Raw genomic sequence first — 19,179 nt, 5'->3', positions numbered from 1 at the left:
CCCTTATTGTGCATGAACACGCAGTTCAGCGGCAGAACGGCTTTGATGACCCAAGAGGGTATTTACGTCGGCAGACTTGGGTTTGGCGAGGTAGAACATCGGGATCCAGCGGTCAAAATCGGCCAGAATTTCCTGGGCGCGGCTCGAACCGGTTTCTTCCAGATGGCGGTCAATCAGACCGCGCAGGTGCTCCTGATGGATCTTCAGTCCGCCCAGCGGCAGTGCCTCGATAAGCTCCGGGTTGACGCGCCCGGCAAAGTCGCCATCTTCATCAAGGATATAGGCAAAACCTCCTGTCATGCCTGCCCCGAAGTTTACGCCTGTCTTGCCGAGAATGGCAACGATGCCTCCTGTCATGTATTCGCAGGCGTTATCGCCGGCCCCTTCGACCACGGCGATTGTACCCGAGTTACGTACCGCGAAACGCTCGCCTGCGGTTCCGGCTGCAAAGAGCTTGCCGCCGGTGGCCCCGTACAAACAGGTGTTGCCGACAATGGTTGCCTCGTTTGATTTATAGGCAGAACCAACCGGTGGACGGATACTGATCTTGCCGCCGGTCATCCCTTTGCCGACATAGTCGTTGGCATCGCCGGTAAGGTGAAGGTTCAGGCCGCCGGCGTTCCATACCCCGAACGACTGACCGGCAGTGCCTGACAGATGCAGGTTGATGGGCTGGGCAGCCATGCCCTGGTTACCGTAGCGCAGGGCGATCTCTCCGGAGAGGCGCGCGCCAATGGAGCGGTCGGTGTTGCGAATGTCATGGTACAGGTCGGCCCCGCTGCGGCTTTCTATTGCCGGTAAGGCTTCCTCGAGCAAGGTGTTGCTGAGCTCGGCGGTATCAAACGGGGTGTTTGGCTCGCTGCAATACAGGGTTTTGCCAGCGACCGGCGTCGGTGCATGCAGCAGGCCGTCAAGTTCGAGCTTGCTCTGCTTGGAGGTGTAGCCTTCCAGCACCTCGAGCAGATCGGTACGCCCGATAAGGTCGGTGAGCTTTTCGACGCCAAGTTGTGCCAGCAGTTCGCGGACTTCCTGGCCCAGACCGACAAAGTAGTTCATCACCTGCTCAGGCAGCCCCTTGAAGAAGTCGCGACGTAGCTTCTCATCCTGGGTGGCGACGCCCGTTGCACAGTTGTTGAGGTGGCAGATACGGAGGTATTTACAGCCCAGGGCAACCATAGGTGCGGTGCCGAAGCCGAAACTTTCGGCTCCCAGAATGGCTGCCTTGACGACATCCAGGCCGGTTTTCAGGCCGCCATCGACCTGGAGGCGAATTTTATGGCGAAGGCCGTTGGTCACCAGCGCCTGCTGGGTTTCGGCCAGGCCGAGCTCCCATGGGCTACCCGCGTATTTGACCGAGGTCAGCGGACTGGCACCGGTTCCGCCGTCATAGCCGGAGATGGTGATCAGGTCGGCATAGGCCTTGGCGACACCGGTGGCGATGGTACCGACGCCGGGTTCCGACACCAGTTTGACCGAGACCATGGCTTTCGGGTTCACCTGTTTCAGGTCGAAAATCAGCTGGGCCAGATCTTCAATCGAATAAATATCATGGTGGGGCGGTGGTGAAATCAGGGTGACCCCCGGTACGGCAAAGCGCAGCTTGGCAATTTCGGTTGTCACTTTATGGCCGGGAAGCTGACCGCCTTCGCCCGGTTTCGCGCCCTGGGCTACTTTGATCTGGATGACATCGGCATTGGCGAGGTAGTGAGGTGTTACCCCGAAGCGGCCGGAAGCCACCTGCTTGATGCGCGAGTTTCGCTCGTTGCCGAAGCGGCGCGGATCTTCCCCGCCTTCGCCGGAGTTGGAGTAGCCGCCCAGTCGGTTCATGGCAATGGCCAGAGCCTCGTGGGCTTCCGGGCTCAGGGCGCCGATAGACATGGCGGCCGAGTCAAAGCGTTTGTACAGTTCGGTGGCCGCCTCGACACTATCAATATCGATCGGGCTGTCAGTGTCTTTCAGCTTCAATAAGTCACGCAGTGCCGCGACAGGGCGTTCGTTGACCTGTTTGGCAAAGGCCAGATAGTCCTGGTAGTCACCTGTCTTAACCGCTTGTTGCAAGGTGCCGACGACATCCGGGTTATAGGCGTGGAACTCTCCGCCGTGAACGTACTTCAGCAAGCCGCCGTTTTCAATGGGTTTGCGTTTCAGCCAGGCGCGGCGCGAGAGGTTAAATAAGTCCTGCTGAAAATCACTGAAGTCTGCCCCGGCAATCCGGCTGGATACGCCCTGGAAGCACAGCTCGACCACCTCGTCACTGAGCCCGACGGCCTCGAACAGCTTCGAGCAGCGGTAGGAGGCAATCGTCGAGATCCCCATTTTCGACATGATTTTGTACAGGCCTTTGTTCATGCCGTTACGGAAGTTAATCATGACGTCGCGATACGGCTTGTTAATCGCTCCGCTGTCGGTCAGCTTGCCGAGAGATTCATAGGCAAGGTATGGATAGACCGCTGTTGCACCGAAGCCGAGCAGGACGGCGAACTGGTGCGGATCGCGGGCGGTAGCTGTTTCGGCAACGATATTGGCATCACAGCGCAGGTTGGTCGAGACCAGCCGGGTCTGTACTGCGCCAACAGCCATGGCGGCAGGGATCGGGAGTTTTTCTTTATTGATCCCGCGATCGGACAGTACCACCAGGACGGTACCGTTTCGAACCAGCCGCTCGGCCTGATCACAGATATCGACAATGGCCTGCTTAAGATCCTTCTCGTTCGGATCGTAGTTAATATCAATAATGCTGTTGCGGTAGTACTGGTTATCGAGCTCCAGCAGCTGGACCAGATCAGAGTACAGCAGAACCGGCGAGCTGAAGGCAACACGGTGGGCGTGGCCGTCGGTTTCGCAGAACACGTTCATTTCACGCCCGATACAGGTTGCCAGCGACATCACGTGTTTTTCCCGAAGGGGATCGATCGGCGGGTTGGTGACCTGGGCAAACATCTGGCGGAAGTAGTCGGTGATTGCTCGTTCTTTCGATGACAGTACGGCCATCGGGGCATCATCTCCCATCGAGCCCGTGGCTTCCTGACCGTTTTCGCCTACCACACGCAGTACCTGATCCAGCTCTTCGTTGCTGACACCGAAGAGCTTTTGGTAGGTTTGCAACTCGGCATCATCCAGCGAGCGGTTGCCGACCTGCTCCTCGCCAAGTGCCTCGAACGGCACCAGGCGTTTGACGTGACTGTCCATCCAGTCTTTATACGGGTGGCGGCTCATCAGCTCGCTGTCGATATCGGCCGAGTGCCAGATTTTGCTGAACTTGGTATCGATCACCAGCAACTCACCGGGGCCGACCCGGCCTTTTTCGGCCACTTCGTCCGGCGCGTAGTCCCAGATCCCGACTTCGGAGGCCAGGGTGATCAGCTTATCCTTGGTGATCACATAGCGTGCCGGACGCAGGCCGTTGCGGTCGAGGTTACAGGCCGCATACCGGCCGTCGGACATCACGATACCTGCCGGTCCGTCCCAGGGTTCCATGTGCATGGTGTTGAAATCATAGAAGGCACGCAGTTCCGGATCCATGTCCGGGTGGTTCTGCCATGCCGGCGGGACCAGCATGCGCATGGCGCGAAATAGGTCCATACCGCCGGACAGGAACAGCTCCAGCATATTATCCAGGCTTGAGGAGTCCGAACCGGTTTCGTTGACAAAAGGGGCCGCGGTCTGCAGATCCGGCAACAGCGGCGAGGAAAACTTATAGGCCCGGGCCCTGGCCCACTGGCGGTTACCGGCAATGGTATTGATCTCGCCGTTATGGGCGAGGTAGCGAAATGGCTGTGCCAGCGGCCAGCGTGGCTGGGTGTTGGTCGAGAAGCGCTGGTGGAACAGGCAGATCGAGGATTCCAGGCGCAGATCGCCCAGATCCAGGTAAAACTTCGGCAAATCAGCGGGCATGCACAGCCCTTTATAAACAGTGACCTGGGTCGACAGGCTACAGATATAGAAGTCAGGATCATCACTGATGCGTTTTTCTATCCGGCGACGGGCAATATAGAGTCGGCGATCGACATCGCGGGGCTTCCAGCCCGCCGGCGCATTGACAAAGACCTGTTCTATCTGGGGGAGTGACTCGGATGCTATCGGGCCCAGGACGTTCGGGTTGACCGGTACTTCTCGCCAGCCAACGATTGACAGGGTCTCTTTCGCCAGCTCTTCATTGATGATAGTCCGGGCCTGCTCGGCCTTGACGGGATCCTGACTGAGGAAGATCATGCCCACGGCATATTCTCTGGCGAGCTTCCAGCCTGCCTCTTCGGCGACAATTCGGTAGTAGTCGTCAGGCTTTTTCATTAGCAGGCCACAGCCGTCGCCGGTCTTGCCGTCCGCGGCAATGCCGCCACGGTGGGTCATACGATCCAATGCGGATATAGCTGTACGGACAAGTTTGTGGCTGGTTTCCCCTTCGATATGGGCGATAAGGCCAAAACCACAGTTATCTTTTTCCAGCGTTGGGTCATACAGTGTCATTGCAACTCTCCCTTGCTTCTGCTCATTCGAGCAGGATTACTGCATATTTATGGCAATCTCCCTGATCGCCATTTCTGCTTCCAGCAATATTTGAAGTTAACGATAATTTACAAAAAGGTCAAATTTCCATCACAAAACGGTCTAAACCCAGGAATTACCGCCACTTTTCTGTATAAAGCATTGGTATTCTGACTTTTTTGATTGGCATTAAACACTTTGTTTACATTTGGCTGGGGCTGAAAAGTACTTGGAACTGTATGAAAAATGAGAACTTTCTTAGAAGTGCTTCAGGGTTGGGCTGTGTTCTGAAAACGGCTGTTATCACAGAATATCGTGATACCTCAGAGAGGGAGTGGGTGGCAATATGTGGCTAAGTCGAAAGAATAATTATAAAAAAGCCAGCTCTGGGAGCTGGCTTGGTGGTTAGCATAAATCGGACTGAAATCAGGCTCTAGATAGCATAAGCGAATTGGCTTTTGCTTCCAGGTTAGAATTACCCATTAGGTAATTGTCGATTTCACGTGCACATTCGCGGCCTTCATTGATGCAGCGAACGACCAGCGATTGCCCGGTACGCATGTCCCCAGCGGCAAATACGCCTTTCTGGTTGGTGGCAAAGCCCTCGGTCGCTACGTTGCCGCGATCATCTAGCTTGATATCCAGCTGAGCCAGCACACCGGTTGGTTCCGGGTGTAGGAAGCCCATTGCCAGGAAGGCCTGATCACATGGGATAATACGCTCTGAACCGGCTACTTCCTCAAACCCCGGGCGTTCGCCAGGCTTGGCTTCTTGCCACTGGATATCGGCAATACGCAGTGCTTTGACGTTGCCGGCTTCGTCACCGATGAACTCTTTGGTCAGAATATTCCAGTGACGATCACACCCTTCCTCGTGAGAGGTCGAGGTCTTCATTATCATCGGATAGGAAGGCCATGGCTGGTTGACCGGGCGTTTCTCTGGCGGGATCGGCATGATTTCTACCTGGGTGATGCTGGCGGCACCGTGGCGGTTCGAGGTACCGACACAGTCAGAGCCGGTATCACCGCCACCGATGACGACAACGTGCTTGCCCTTGGCATGGATTTCCTCGGTCTTGAGGTCCATATCGTTGGCACGGCGGTTATTCTGCCCCAAAAACTCCATGGCAAAATGTACGCCTTTCAGATCGCGTCCCGGGATAGGCAAATCACGAGGCACGGTCGAGCCACCGGTCAGCAGCACGACATCAAAGTCCTGACGCAGCTGCTGGGCATTGATGTTCACGCCGACATGGGCATTGACCTCAAACTTAACGCCAGCCTCGGCCATCAGATTGATCTTGCGATCAATGATATTCATACCGAGTTTGAAGTCCGGGATCCCAAAGCGCAGCAGGCCACCGACCTTTTCGTCACGCTCGAACACGGTCACACAGTGGCCGGCACTGTTTAGCTGCTCGGCTGCGGCAAGCCCGGCAGGGCCCGAGCCGATAATGGCGACGGTTTTGCCGGTCCGGGAACGCGGGGTTTTCGGTTTGGCGTAGCCTTCGCGATAGGCAGTTTCGACAATGGTCTTCTCGATATTACAAATCGTGATGGGATCCTGGTTGATACCCAGTACACAGCCGCTTTCACAAGGGGCCGGGCAGACACGACCGGTAAACTCCGGGAAGTTGTTGGTGGAACTTAGGATGTTCCACGCTTCCTCCCAGCTGTCACGATAAACCGCATCATTGAACTCGGGAATGATGTTGCCGATCGGGCATGAGTTGTGACAGAAAGGCACACCGCAATCCATGCAGCGTGACGCCTGTGTATTGATCTTGTCACCAAACTCTTCGTTAAGAACGAACTCTTTGTTGTCCTGGATACGAACGCTTGGATCCAGTTTTTGTGGCAGTTCACGGCCAAATTCTAAAAATCCAGTAGGCTTACCCATTTACGGCCTCCAACTCTTCCTTGTTTTCTGCTTCCGCTTTGCGCTTTTGCAATACAGCTTTGTAATCCCTTGGCATCACTTTCACCATCTTCTCCAGGTTACCCTCGAAGTTGGAAAGGAAAGTCTGTGCCACCGTACTGCCCGTCAGCTCAACGTGTTTGGTTAGCATGTCATGAAGTAATTCTTTGTCTTCCTGCTCCAGTGGATCCAGGTCGACAAGCTCTGGGTTTAGCTTGGTTTCGAAATCATCGAACTGATCCCAGACATAGGCGACACCGCCGCTCATACCGGCTGCGAAGTTACGTCCTGTCTGGCCAAGGATAACGGCCACACCACCTGTCATGTATTCACAACCGTGGTCACCGACACCTTCAACGACCACTTTGGCACCCGAGTTACGGACACAGAAACGCTCGCCTGCCAAACCGCGGATGTAAGATTCACCCGAGGTCGCACCGTAGAAACAGACGTTACCGACGACAATGTTGTCTTCAGGGACAATGTCAGAGTTGGCATCCGGGTACAGCACCAGTGTGCCGCCGGACAGGCCCTTACCCCAGTAGTCGTTGGCATCGCCTTCAACTTCGAACTTCACGCCCTTGGCAAGGAAGGCACCGAGGCTCTGACCCGCCGAGCCTTTGAATTTCACGTTCAGTGGCTGAGGCAGACCCTGGTCTTTGTAGATCTTGGAGATCTCGTTCGACAGCATGGTACCGGCACTACGGTCAGTATTGATGATGTCAAACTCGGCATCGACCTGCTTGCCTTCATAAAGGGCAGGGGCTGCCGCTTCAATCAGTTTGCGGTCAAGGACATTTTCCAGGTTATGGTCTTGCTCGCGCTGGTTGAAGATACCGTCTTCATCACGAGCTTGCTCGGTGAACAATACCGGGCTCAGATCGAGGTTCTGGTATTTCCAGTGACCGATATCTTCACGGATCTTCAGTTTCTGTGACTGGCCGACCATCTCATCAATAGTCCGGAAACCAAGCTCGGCCATAATTTCACGCAGGCCTTCCGCCATGTACTGGAAGAAAGTCACGACGTCTTCTACGCGGCCGTCGAAGCGCTCACGTAGCGTTTTGTTCTGGGTTGCGATGCCGACAGGACAGGTGTTCTTGTGACACTTACGCATCATGATACAGCCTTCGACAACAAGCGCAGCGGTTGCCACACCCCATTCTTCGGCACCCAGCAGGGTGGCGACAGCCAGGTCACGCGGTGTCTTCATTTGGCCGTCAGACTGGACAACGATACGGTTACGCAGACCGTTTTTCAGCAGGGTCTGGTGAGTCTCGGCCAGGCCAAGCTCCCAAGGTAGACCGGTGTGGCGGATTGATGACATCGGCGATGCACCTGTACCGCCATCGAAACCGGCAATCAGAACAACGTCCGCCTTTGCCTTGGCAACACCGGAAGCGATCGTACCGACACCGGCTTCGGATACCAGTTTCACGTTAACGCGACCGGCACGGTTGGCGTTCTTCAGGTCGTAGATCAGCTGGGCCAAATCTTCGATCGAGTAAATATCGTGATGCGGCGGTGGCGAAATCAGGCCGACACCCGGCGTGGAGTGACGGGTTGCACCGATCCAGTCATCGACTTTGTCACCCGGTAGCTGACCGCCTTCACCTGGCTTGGCACCCTGTGCCATCTTGATCTGAATTTCGTCAGAGTTGGTCAGGTAGTAGGAGGTTACCCCGAAGCGGCCTGATGCGACCTGCTTGATGGCAGAGCGCTCCCAGTCTCCATTGTCTTTTTTCTCGAAACGCGTCGGATCTTCACCGCCCTCGCCCGAGTTCGATTTCGCGCCAATGCGGTTCATCGCTACGGCCAGGGTCGAGTGCGCCTCGTAGGAGATGGAGCCGAAGCTCATTGCCCCGGTGGCAAAGCGCTTGAGGATATTCTCAGCAGGCTCTACCTCGGCAAGCGGAATCGAGCCGGCCGGATTTTTGATGAACTCCAGCTGGCTACGCAGGGTGGCGGCATTGTCGCCTTGCGCGTCAACTTCATGGGCGTATTGCTTGAACTGGGCAAAATCCTTGTTACGGGTCGATTGCTGCAGCAGGGAAATCGTTTCCGGGTTAAACAGGTGCTTCTCGCCGCGCTGCTTCCACTGGTAGACACCGCCGACATCGAGCATCTGGATTGGGATCTCGCGGGTCGGATAGCCGACACGGTGGCGGATCAGGACTTCCTGGGCGATATCATCGATAGTCAGACCCTGGATCCGGGAAACGGTACCGGTGAAGTATTTATCAACCACGGCTTTGCTGATCCCGAGCGCTTCGAAGATCTGGGCTCCGTGGTAGGACTGCAGGGTCGAGATCCCCATTTTCGAGAAGATCTTGAGCAGACCGCCGTTAACGCCCTTGCGGTAGTTATTGAACAGCTCTTCGGTCGATACTTCAGGATCAAGCTTACGCTTGTTCTGCAAGTCAACAAGAGTTTCGGTAACCAGATACGGGTTAACTGCGTTGGCACCGTAGCCGACCAAAGTCGCAAAGTGGTGCGTCTCGCGGGCATCACCGGTTTCGACGATGATGTCACACTTGGCACGCAGGCCTTTGCGGATCAGGTGGTGGTGAACTGCGCCGACTGCCAGCATTGCCGGAATAGCGGCATGGTTTGAGTTAACGGCACGGTCAGTCAGGATGATGATCGAGTAGCCGTCGACAACCGCATCTTCCGAGTACTGGCAGATACGCTTCAGTGCGCGCTCAAGCTTGCCCTGTTCACCGTTGGCACGGAATACGATATCCAGTGTCTTGGCCTGCAGGTGCTCGTTATCGATAGCACGCAGTTTTTCCAGTTCGGCATTGGACAAAACCGGTGATTCCAGTTCAACCTTCTGGCAGTGCTCAGGCGTTTCACTCAGCAGGTTCTGATCTTTACCAAGGTAGGTGTTCAGTGACATGACCATGCGCTCGCGGATCGGGTCGATCGGCGGGTTGGTCACCTGGGCAAACAGCTGCTTGAAGTAGTTCGACAGGTGCTGGGACTGGTGCGAAAGCACGGCCAGCGGCCAGTCGGCACCCATGGCGCTGAGTGGCTCGTAACCGGTTTTTGCCAGCGGAACGATAATATCGTTGACTTCTTCCGAGCTCATACCGAAGGCTTGCTGATGGTGAAGCAGGCGTTCAGGTGTTGGCTGGTGGTGCATGTTGTCCGCTTCAGGCAGGGCCTTGAGCGTTAGCAGGTTATCTTTCACCCACTGCTCGTATGGCTGCGCCGAGGCAATGCTGTCTTTGACTTCCTCGTCAGAGATGATGCGGCCTTGTTCCAGATCGGCGACAAAGATACGCCCCGGCTGCAGACGGCCACGGAACTGGACGTTCTCCGGCTCGATTTCAACCACGCCGGACTCTGATGCCATGACCAGGAAGTCGTCCTTGGTCACGGTATAGCGAGAAGGGCGCAGACCGTTACGGTCAAGGGTTGCACCTACCTGGACACCATCGGTGAAACATACCGATGCCGGGCCATCCCACGGTTCCATGACGTTGGCATGGTACTGGTAGAATGCACGACGCTTCGGATCCATGTTTTTGTTTTCTTGCCATGCTTCCGGGATCAGCATCATCAGGGCATGCGGCAGGCTACGGCCAGAAAGCACCAGCAGTTCCAGGGCCATGTCGAAGTTTGATGAATCCGAGCTGCCTTCCTGACAGATAGGCAGCAGCATGTCGATTTCCTGCTGACTGAACAGATCTGATTCTAGGATCGCCTCGCGCGCCTTCATCCAGTTCAGGTTGCCGCGCACGGTGTTGATTTCACCGTTATGGGCAATGTAACGGAAAGGCTGGGCCAGACGCCATTTCGGGAAGGTATTGGTCGAAAAGCGCGAGTGTACCAGCGCCAGCGCCGTCACCATGGTTGGATTCTGCAGATCCAGGAAGTACTGGGGAACCTGCTCTGTGGTTAGCTGGCCTTTGTATACCAGTGTCTTGTAAGACAGCGAGTTGATATAGAAATCATCACCGATATTGGAGACGCTTTCCAGGCAGACGCGTACCGTGTAGTTACGCAGTACATACAGCTTACGCTCGAGAACGGCTGGATCCAGATTTGCACCGCCGGTAATAAATACGTGCTCAAACTGTGGTTCGGTGCTGAGCGGGTCGTCCCCGATCATCGAGTTGTCAACGGGCAGTACACGGTAGCCGATGACTTCAAGATCCAGGCGTTTGGCGTTGCGCTCTAGAATATCGCGGCATTGCTGGCGTTTGTACTCATCTTTTGGAAAGAGCACCACACCGACACCGTACTGATCAAACGATGGGAGTTTAATGCCCTGTTTGACGGTTTCTTCCAGTAAAAATTCGTGGGGCTTCTGTAGCAGAATACCGGCACCGTCACCGCTGCATGGATCGCAACCCTGACCGCCACGGTGTTCCATCCGAGCAAGCATATCAAGGGCTTGGGTTACAATTTCATGGGATTTGCGGTTCTTCAGGTGGGCCACAAAGCCGATACCGCAGGCATCGTGCTCCAATTCAGGCACGTAAAGTCCCTGAGCATTAAGCTCTTGATCTGTCATAGATACTTCCTTCCAGTTTCAACAGACATCAATCCTGATGACTGAGTTATCCCTAATTTGTTTTTTGGCATCGCGACCGGTGTTAAAAGGACTCCTGTCCAGCCGGTGAAACGCGTGTTTGCTGTGGGATGATGTTTCGAATCATTAGCAAACTAAATTCTGTAGCACCCTTGCTCTGGTTTGCAAAAGTTCTACGACTACTTAGAGGTGGTGACATAAATCACTATTCTTAGGGGTGAAAACGTCACAATTATTGTTCATAAATTGCACACAGCTGTAACTATCCTACAATTTTGATTTGTTAATTACCAACAAAAAATGGCGGTCGCTTAGCATAAAATTGCTAGTCATATGAATTTATAGAGCCATTTATTGATTTTTTATTCGATAATGGTTCTCACTATGAATAAGCGGAATTTTCCCCTGTGAATTAACCCTTCTATAAGCATGGTTAACGGGCTGTTGCACGGATTTAGTTTTGTAGTTTTATGTCAACACACTGTAGGAGTGCTACAGCAGGCGGGATTAAGCGAAGTTTATTGCTTTGGCACAAACTTTGGCAGACCAATTGGTGTTAGTCTGCGCTGCTTTTTTCTTTTACCCCTTAGGTGACATGATGCAGTTGCACGAGCTAGTCAATACGTTTGGACAGGATTTACAACGCCGCTACGGAGAGAAGGTACACAAACTCACCCTGCATGGCGGTTTCAGCTGCCCAAACCGTGATGGCACGATTGGCCGTGGTGGTTGCACCTTCTGCAATGTTGCCTCGTTTGCCGATGAGCAGGCGCAATACCTGCCTATCCAGCAACAGCTTGCCCAGCGTGCCGGGGAGGTTAATCGAGCCAAGCGTTATCTGGCTTACTTTCAGGCCTACACCAGCACCTATGCCGAGGTGCAGACTCTCAAGGCAATGTACGAAGAAGCGCTGAAAGCGGCTGATATTGTCGGGTTGTGTGTCGGTACCCGGCCTGACTGCGTGCCGGATGCGGTGCTTGAGCTACTGGCCGGTTATCACCAGCAGGGTTATGAAATCTGGCTCGAGCTGGGACTGCAGACTGCCAATGACAAGACCCTGAAGCGGATAAACCGCGGCCACGACTTTGCCTGTTACGAGAATATTGCCAAACGGGCCAGGGCACTCGGAATTAAGGTGTGTACCCACCTGATTGTCGGGCTGCCGGGTGACAGCAAGGCGGATAACCTGGATACGATTGTACGTACTGTCGCGGCGGGCACTGACGGTATAAAGCTGCATCCGCTGCACATTGTCGAGGGAAGCAAGATGGGGCAGGCCTGGAAGGCCGGCAGGCTGGATGAGATCAGCCTGGAGTGCTACAGCGATATTGCCGCGGAGATGATCCGCCTGACGCCGCCGGAGGTGGTGTATCACCGGGTCTCTGCCAGTGCCCGACGTCCGACTTTGCTGGCCCCTACCTGGTGTGAGAACCGTTGGCTGGCGATGACGGAAATTGGCCGCCGCCTTGATCAGGCCGGCGCTCAGGGAAGTGCCCTGGACCAGCCATTTATTTATCAGCCTGTTAAGTAGGATCTTGGTAGAAAGTAGAAATATGGTAGATTAGCAGTAGCCTAATAAGTAAATATTCAATTAATAGCATGCTGCCAGCCATTGCTCTAGATTCAGCCAGTTGCCTTGAACGCCAGTTAAGGGCAACTGGTATTCAAGGGACCTCGATGACGTACAACCGGAAAAAAACAGGGAGTTTCCTCCGGAAACTATGCCGGATAACCCCTCTGGCACCGACACGCCTTTGCTTTGCCATTGCCTGCCTCCTTGCCCCGTTTCCGGGGTTGGCACTGGAAACGGTCGACAGCCTCAATAGTTCTATTCTCGTTTTTACCCTGGTGCTGATGGTCATTATTGTCGGGGGAGGGTTGATTGTATTGCTTTTGCATCATCTCGACTCTTCCTCCTTTCGTAAGTTGCACGCCTCCCTGACCCATATGCCGATAGCCGTCGTTATCATTCGACGCAAAGACGGTGCCCTGCTGTACGGTAACAAGAGCTGTCGTGAGCTGCTTGGTATCCGCAAGCTGGGTGGTCGCTATGTATACCCGGATGAAATCAGTGCCCAGATGATGTTCGACTTTCTGCGACCTTTTCCTTTTCGTCGCGGTTTTCGCAATGTGAGCGAAGAGCTACACCTTGCCCGCGGGCGGGTGCTGAAGCTGACGGTATCTGGCCAACCGGTGCGGTATCAATGGCAGTCGGCCTGGCTGCTGTTTATCGTCAAACCACAGAAACCAACCTCGGCAACCAAACTGGAGCAAGAGCAGCGGGTCTTCCAGCAGGTCTTGAATTCGCTGGCCGAGCTGGTGTACTTCCAGGACAAGACAGGTCATATCATTGGTACCAACCGAGCCTTTGATCGTTTCTGGCGCGGGCGGATCCGCGAGGGGGTTATGGATGACGAGGACAACGTGAATACGACAAATACCTCAAGCCATACCTGGACCACGGCACCGGATGGTTCCAGCCGGTTGCTGGAGACCAATAAGACCTTGCTGATCGGCGATAACGGCGAGGCGATAGGCACCCTGAGTATCAGCCATGATGTGACAGACTGGCATGAGATGCAGGAAAGCCTGAAGCAGGAGATCGAGAAGCGCGAAATCACCGAGCAGGCGCTGGCCCAGCGCAATACGTTGCTGGACAGCATTATGAATGCCAGTACGGACCCGATTGGTCTCTATAATGAGCATGGCATTTATGTAGGGTGCAATGAACCGTTTGCCCGCTCGCTCGGCTTCAGGCAGGAGGAGCTATTGGGCAAGGCTGCTTCTGAGGTGCTTGAGCCGGATAAGTGGGAACTGTTTCAGGAAACCGATCAGCAGGTGCTCCGGGATGGCTTAGCAATAAAAATGGATGACTATGTGATTTTGGAGGACGGTACCCCTATCTGGTATGAGATGGTGAAGTCGCCTTATCGCGATCCGACGGACGGAACCGCCGGGGTACTGGTGATGGCCCGTGATGTGACGGAGCGCAAGATGGCTGAGCAGCAGTTGGCCGATGCGATTATGGAACTGCAGGAGATGAGCTTTGTCGATAGCCTGACCAAGGTTGCCAACCGACGTAGCTTTGACGAGCAGCTGCGCAAGCTCTGGCATAGCCATATCCGGGAACAGAAGCCGCTGACCCTGATCCTTTGTGATATCGATAACTTTAAGGCGTTCAACGATAACTATGGTCACCAGCAAGGCGATTTTGCCTTGCGTGAAGTGGCGAAAGTCTTCCGCTCGGTCGTCAAGCGCGAGACGGACGAGGTTGCACGTTATGGCGGCGAAGAGTTTGCTTTCTTGCTGCCCAATACCGATATCAGAGGTGGTGAGGTGGTTGCCGAGAAAGTCCATCGGCATATGGCGGAAAAGGAGATCATTCACCACTATTCCGATGTCGATACCAAGCTGACCGTCAGTCTGGGCGTAGCCACTATTGTGCCGCTTCCCACCCAAGATTATGGTGACTTGGTCGAAATGGCGGATGTTGCCTTGTATAAGGCCAAGGCGGCCGGACGAAACTGTACTATGTCGATGTCTGACAGCGATTGTTAATACGATAGATCAACGGACAACCAAGCCTGCTCCTGCAGGCTTTTCTATAAATGGTATATCTGTGGGGCGAATCCTTTGGTTCTGCCGCCGGGACGATTATCATGGTTGAAGCCTTTCATTGGTAGGAATGAATAATGAAACAAATCAAAGTACTGGCCCAGTTCTATGTCGACTTGCTGGTTAAACTCGGCATCGTACGGTTCAGTTTGTTGCTGGCGCTGGCCCTGGTGGCCCTGGCCGTTGTCGTACAGGTAGGTGTCACCCTGGTGTTGCAGGGCGAGGTGCATGATATTGATATTGTACGCTCGGTCTTTTTTGGCCTGCTTATCACGCCGTGGGCAGTGTATTTCTTATCGGTCGTCGTTGATCAGCTGGAAGACTCGCGCCAGCGTTTGTCCAAGCTGGTGACCAAGCTGGAGGAAATGCGTTCGCGGGATATGCAGCTCAACAAGCAGCTGCAGGACAACATCTCCCAGCTGAACCTCGAGATTGAAGAGCGGGAAAAAGCCGAGGAAGCCCGTCAGGTGGCGATGCAGGATCTGGAAAATGAAGTTTACCAGCGGGAGAACGCCCAGCTTGAGCTGGCTGAGCAGAGTGCACTGCTGAAGTCCTTCCTCGATGCGTCGCCGGATCTGATTTACTACCGCAATGAAAAAGGCCAGTTTTCCGGCTGTAACCGCGCCATGGAAGAGCTGACGGACAGAACCGAGAAGCAGCTGGTAGGGCTGACTCCGTGGGATGTCTATAGCGAGGAAGTGGCCAGCAAGATCGTCGAGACCGATCAGCAGGTCTTTAACCAGAGTGTCTCGCTGACCTATGAACAATGGCTGGAATACCCGGATGGCCGCAAGGCTATCTTCGAGTTGCGGAAAGTGCCTTTTTACAGCCGTGACGGCCGTCGCCTGGGACTGATGGGCTTTGGCCGTGATATCACCGAGCGCAAGCAGTACCAGGATGCTCAGGAGAAGGCCAGCCGGGACAAGACCGCCTTTATCTCAACGATCAGCCATGAGCTGCGCACCCCGCTCAACGGTATCGTCGGGCTAAGCCGCATGTTGCTGGAAACGCGTCTGAACAAAGAGCAGCGCGGGTACATGCGCACGATCCATGTCAGTGCTATTACCCTGGGCAATATTTTTAATGACATTATCGATATGGATAAATCCGATCGCCGCCGTTTGGAGTTGCTGCCAAAACCTCTCGACTTCGAAGAGTTTGTCGTGGAGATGGAAAACATTTCCGGTTTGATGGCCGAACAGAAAGGGTTGCGTTTTGATCTCGAGCGGCTGACGGATTTACCGCGCTGTATTGAGGTCGACAGTACCCGCCTGCGTCAGGTGTTGTGGAATCTGGTGAGCAACGCGACCAAATTTACCAAGGACGGTGGTGTGGTTCTGTCGGTCAGCAGTGAGACCGTTGATCAGCAGGCCGAGATCACCTTTGAGGTGGAAGACAGCGGGATCGGTATTCCGTCATCTGAGCTTGATAAGATCTTTGCGATGTATTATCAGGTCAAGGAAGGCAGTGATAACCTTCACGCGGTGGGAACCGGCATCGGTCTGGCCGTGTCGCGCCAGCTGGTCCAGATGATGGGTGGGGATATTACGGTGTCCTCCGAGGTAGGCGAGGGCAGTACCTTCACAGTGACCATCCGTGTGCCGCTGGTCGAGAAAGTGGAAGAGGAAGAGGTGATGCCAGCCATTCCTCAGGTCAGCCTGAATATCTTTATGGTGGAAGATATTGAGCTGAATATTACGGTGGCCAAGGCGCTGCTGGAGAGTCTCGGTCATGAGGTGACTATCGCGATGCGTGGCGACGAGGCGCTGGAGAAGTTTGATCCCGAAGCCTATGATTTGGTATTGCTCGACATTCAGTTGCCGGATATGTCCGGCTTTGATATTGCCCGTACATTGCGGGAGAAATATGACTATCTGCCTGCCCTGGTTGCGTTAACGGCCAATGTCATCAAGGATAAAGCTGAGTACTTGGAAAAGGGGATGGACGATGCGCTGAGCAAACCGCTAAGCGTGAAAGCGATTACGGAGGTGATCCAACGTCTGGTGCTGACCTGCCCAATTGATGAGGATGAGGAAATGGAAGATCTGCAACCGGAGCCGGAAAATACGGGTTTGAGCGAGGATATGGTCAATCAGCTGCTGGATCTTGAGATGCTGAGCTCCTATGTTGAGATTGTTGGTACCAAACCCGTCTACGACAGCATTGCGATGTTTGAGGAGAAAATGCCGGAGTATATTGAGATACTCGACTCCAACATGACAGCCAAGGACAAAGACGGCATCAAGTTCGAGGCGCACAAAATCAAAGGGGCGGCGGGCTCGATTGGGTTGAAACATATTCAGCAGGTTGCCCAGAAAGCACAGTCGCCAGAGTTGCCAGCCTGGTGGGAGAACATTAACGACTGGGTCGATGAAATCAAGGACGGTTACCAGAACGATCTGAATGTGCTTAAAGGCTGGCTGGCAAGTCAGGAGAAATCATGATGAAGCTGAAATACGTTCTGTTGGTTGTAGGCAGTCTGCTGCTGGCTGCCTGTTCTGAGCCCGAGAAAACCGATGAGGCTACGCAGCCTGATACCGAGGTGCAGGCTCCGGTCACTGAAGGGGATGCTCCTGGGGCCGAGACTACTGAGACTGAGCAAGAAGCAGAGCCAGATTCCGAACCGGGCAAGGTCCCGCTGGCGACCAATGTCTGGCAGTCGCCTACTGAGCTGACCTTCGAGGATACCACGGTGAGTCTTAGCAGTGACTTGTGGTTAAACAGCATGCCGCTTATCGGTGATGACGGTACCAAGCCGTCCAACCGGTTGCATGCGTCTGTGAAGCTGCAGACAAGTGATATGAAAACCTTGCCCAAGGGAATCGATATCTTCCAGGTGCTACTTGAGAGTGAGGGCAAGCAGTGGCTGGTGAAAGATAACCTTGAGATACGTGCAGAGGGCGAACTGACACTGGAAGTGGTATTGCGTGAAGGGCCGGAATGGGCGCCGGGCAGCCGGGTCGATATTGCGGTGATCTTTTTGCTCGGAGGCGCTGAGCACATTATTGTCCAGCACGATGTGGAGCTGGGAGAGGTATTCTAGTTTCAGCAAAAAAGGCTCCATTCGGAGCCTTTTTTTACGGGGCGAGTTAACGAATTATTCTTCGTCTAGATCGCCGCAGAAGCGGTAGCCTTCGCCGTGGATCGTAGCAATGATCTCTGGCGTATCGGCAACAGATTCGAAGTGCTTACGAATACGACGGATCGTAACGTCAACAGTACGGTCATGTGGCTTCAGCTCACGGCCCGTCATTTTCTTCAGTAGCTCGGCACGGGTCTGGATCTTACCTGGGTTTTCACAGAAGTGAAGCAGGGCACGGAACTCAGAGCGTGGCAGCTTGAACTGGTCGCCGCTAGGGCTAACAAGAGAACGGCTGTTGATCTCAAGAGACCAGCCGTTGAACTCGTAACGCTCAACCAGGCGCTTGTCTTCGGTTGGCAGACCTTGGTTCATCGCACGGGTTAGCAGGTTACGAGCACGGATAGTCAGTTCACGCGGGTTGAATGGCTTGGTGATGTAATCATCAGCACCAATTTCAAGACCCAGGATCTTGTCAACTTCGTTATCACGGCCAGTCAGGAACATCAGCGCCATATCGCCTTGCTCGCGCAGTTCACGTGCTAGCAGCAGGCCGTTTTTACCCGGCAGGTTGATATCCATGATAACTAGGTGAACAGGGTGCTCAGACAGCATCTGATGCATCTCTGCACCGTCGTTGGCTTCAAATACAGTATAACCCTCTGCCTCAAAGATGCTTTTCAGGGTATTACGTGTTACGTGCTCGTCTTCTACAATTAGAATGTGAGGGGTTTGCATTGGCAGTACCTAAATTTCTAAAAACGGAATCTGGTCAAAAACAGAATAGTTAAATTCTATAAAAAAAATTCACATACAGGCAAAGTATTGGACAAAATACATTTTCTAAGCTGAAAACTGCCTGTTTGGTACGCCATCCTTTATTCAGCCAGATGTTATTTTACAATCTGCGCTGAAAAAGCCCGAAAACTAGGGGCATTGGCTACAATCTCCGTGGGATGGCGACGATTGTATGCACTTAACAGCTCGCTAACAATATTGCGGCTTTGTTTCGTGACTGCTTTTTGGCGCTTTCTTGATTTATATCAAACAGAATGAATGCTATTACGAGTCTTCAGTTTGTTTAACATTAGCTACAAAATACTACGTCGCACTGAAGGTAAAACTGAAAATGTGTGAAAACATCTCGTTATGGTGTAGTTATCAGGCTATTTTGTTCAAAGCCGAGCAACACCCTGTTTACCCTCGCTTTGCAATTCTAACAGCATTTAATCCCAGAAGCATTGTTCTTAATAACCCTGACAACCTAAAACGGAACGAATTACTGAAAATTGAGCTCCTAAGTATGACAAATGGGGTACAAAGGGTGACAACCAGTGCGCCGGACGGTAGCTGGCAGGAGGTAGGCTTTGCCGCCGACATCACGGTGGCAGAGGCTCAGCAGTTGGCATGCCGCTGGCAGCAGAATGCATTTTACTGGGTTGAGCAGGAGGAGCTGCACCTGGTGCCGGCCTTGATGACAGATGTGGCAATAACAAAACTGGGTGAAATCAAAGACTTTTTCTACACTGAGTAGAGGTGCGGT

The 19,179-nt window shown here is 53.8% G+C and carries 9 protein-coding genes; 5 read left to right on the top strand and 4 right to left on the bottom strand.

The annotated features are described in order from the left end of the window. Positions 1-3: 3 nt before the first annotated feature. The 3 genes from gltB (L4D19_RS24260) to gltB (L4D19_RS24250) form a co-directional block, all read right to left on the bottom strand. Complete coding sequence (gltB, locus tag L4D19_RS24260) at positions 4-4,467, bottom strand: glutamate synthase large subunit (RefSeq protein ID WP_428454590.1); 4,464 nt, start codon at positions 4,465-4,467, stop codon at positions 4-6. Between the two features lie 444 nt (positions 4,468-4,911). Further along, a complete protein-coding gene (locus L4D19_RS24255) occupies positions 4,912-6,384 on the bottom strand; it encodes a glutamate synthase subunit beta (protein ID WP_428454589.1) in 1,473 nt (490 codons plus the stop codon). Beyond that, entirely contained in the window at positions 6,377-10,924 is a 4,548-nt protein-coding gene (gltB, locus tag L4D19_RS24250) for a glutamate synthase large subunit (RefSeq protein WP_428454588.1), read from the bottom strand. The genes L4D19_RS24255 and gltB (L4D19_RS24250) overlap by 8 nt, the downstream gene beginning before the upstream one ends. A gap of 616 nt (positions 10,925-11,540) precedes the next feature. Here gltB (L4D19_RS24250) and mnmL point away from each other — a divergent pair. The 4 genes from mnmL to L4D19_RS24230 all read left to right on the top strand — a co-directional run bounded on the left by mnmL (position 11,541) and on the right by L4D19_RS24230 (position 17,600). Then, complete coding sequence (mnmL, locus tag L4D19_RS24245; RefSeq protein WP_428454608.1) at positions 11,541-12,473, top strand: tRNA modification radical SAM protein MnmL/YtqA; 933 nt, start codon at positions 11,541-11,543, stop codon at positions 12,471-12,473. A 146-nt stretch (positions 12,474-12,619) separates the two neighbouring features. Further along, a complete protein-coding gene (locus tag L4D19_RS24240) occupies positions 12,620-14,500 on the top strand; it encodes a diguanylate cyclase domain-containing protein (RefSeq protein WP_428454587.1) in 1,881 nt (626 codons plus the stop codon). A 134-nt stretch (positions 14,501-14,634) separates the two neighbouring features. Beyond that, complete coding sequence (gene arcB / locus L4D19_RS24235; RefSeq protein WP_428454586.1) at positions 14,635-17,001, top strand: aerobic respiration two-component sensor histidine kinase ArcB; 2,367 nt, start codon at positions 14,635-14,637, stop codon at positions 16,999-17,001. Continuing rightward, positions 16,998-17,600 carry a hypothetical protein gene (locus tag L4D19_RS24230; RefSeq protein WP_428454585.1) on the top strand — a complete coding sequence of 201 codons (603 nt, stop codon included), beginning with the start codon at positions 16,998-17,000 and terminating at the stop codon, positions 17,598-17,600. The genes arcB and L4D19_RS24230 overlap by 4 nt, the downstream gene beginning before the upstream one ends. Before the next feature lie 54 nt (positions 17,601-17,654). Here the strand turns inward: L4D19_RS24230 and arcA are convergent, their stop codons facing one another. Next, positions 17,655-18,374, bottom strand: a complete 720-nt coding sequence (gene arcA, locus L4D19_RS24225; RefSeq protein WP_036816827.1) for a two-component system response regulator ArcA — start codon at positions 18,372-18,374, stop codon at positions 17,655-17,657. Positions 18,375-18,765: 391 nt separating this feature from the next. Here arcA and L4D19_RS24220 point away from each other — a divergent pair, with 391 nt between their 5' ends. Further along, positions 18,766-19,170, top strand: coding sequence for a DUF3293 domain-containing protein (locus L4D19_RS24220; protein ID WP_428454584.1), 405 nt, complete (start codon positions 18,766-18,768; stop codon positions 19,168-19,170). Positions 19,171-19,179 lie beyond the last annotated feature (9 nt).

The sequence above is a fragment of the Photobacterium kasasachensis genome (genome assembly GCF_050336885.1).
Taxonomy (GTDB): domain Bacteria; phylum Pseudomonadota; class Gammaproteobacteria; order Enterobacterales; family Vibrionaceae; genus Photobacterium; species Photobacterium kasasachensis.
The sequence above is the reverse complement of the archived record's forward strand: the minus strand, read 5'-3'. Positions and strand labels throughout refer to the sequence as shown.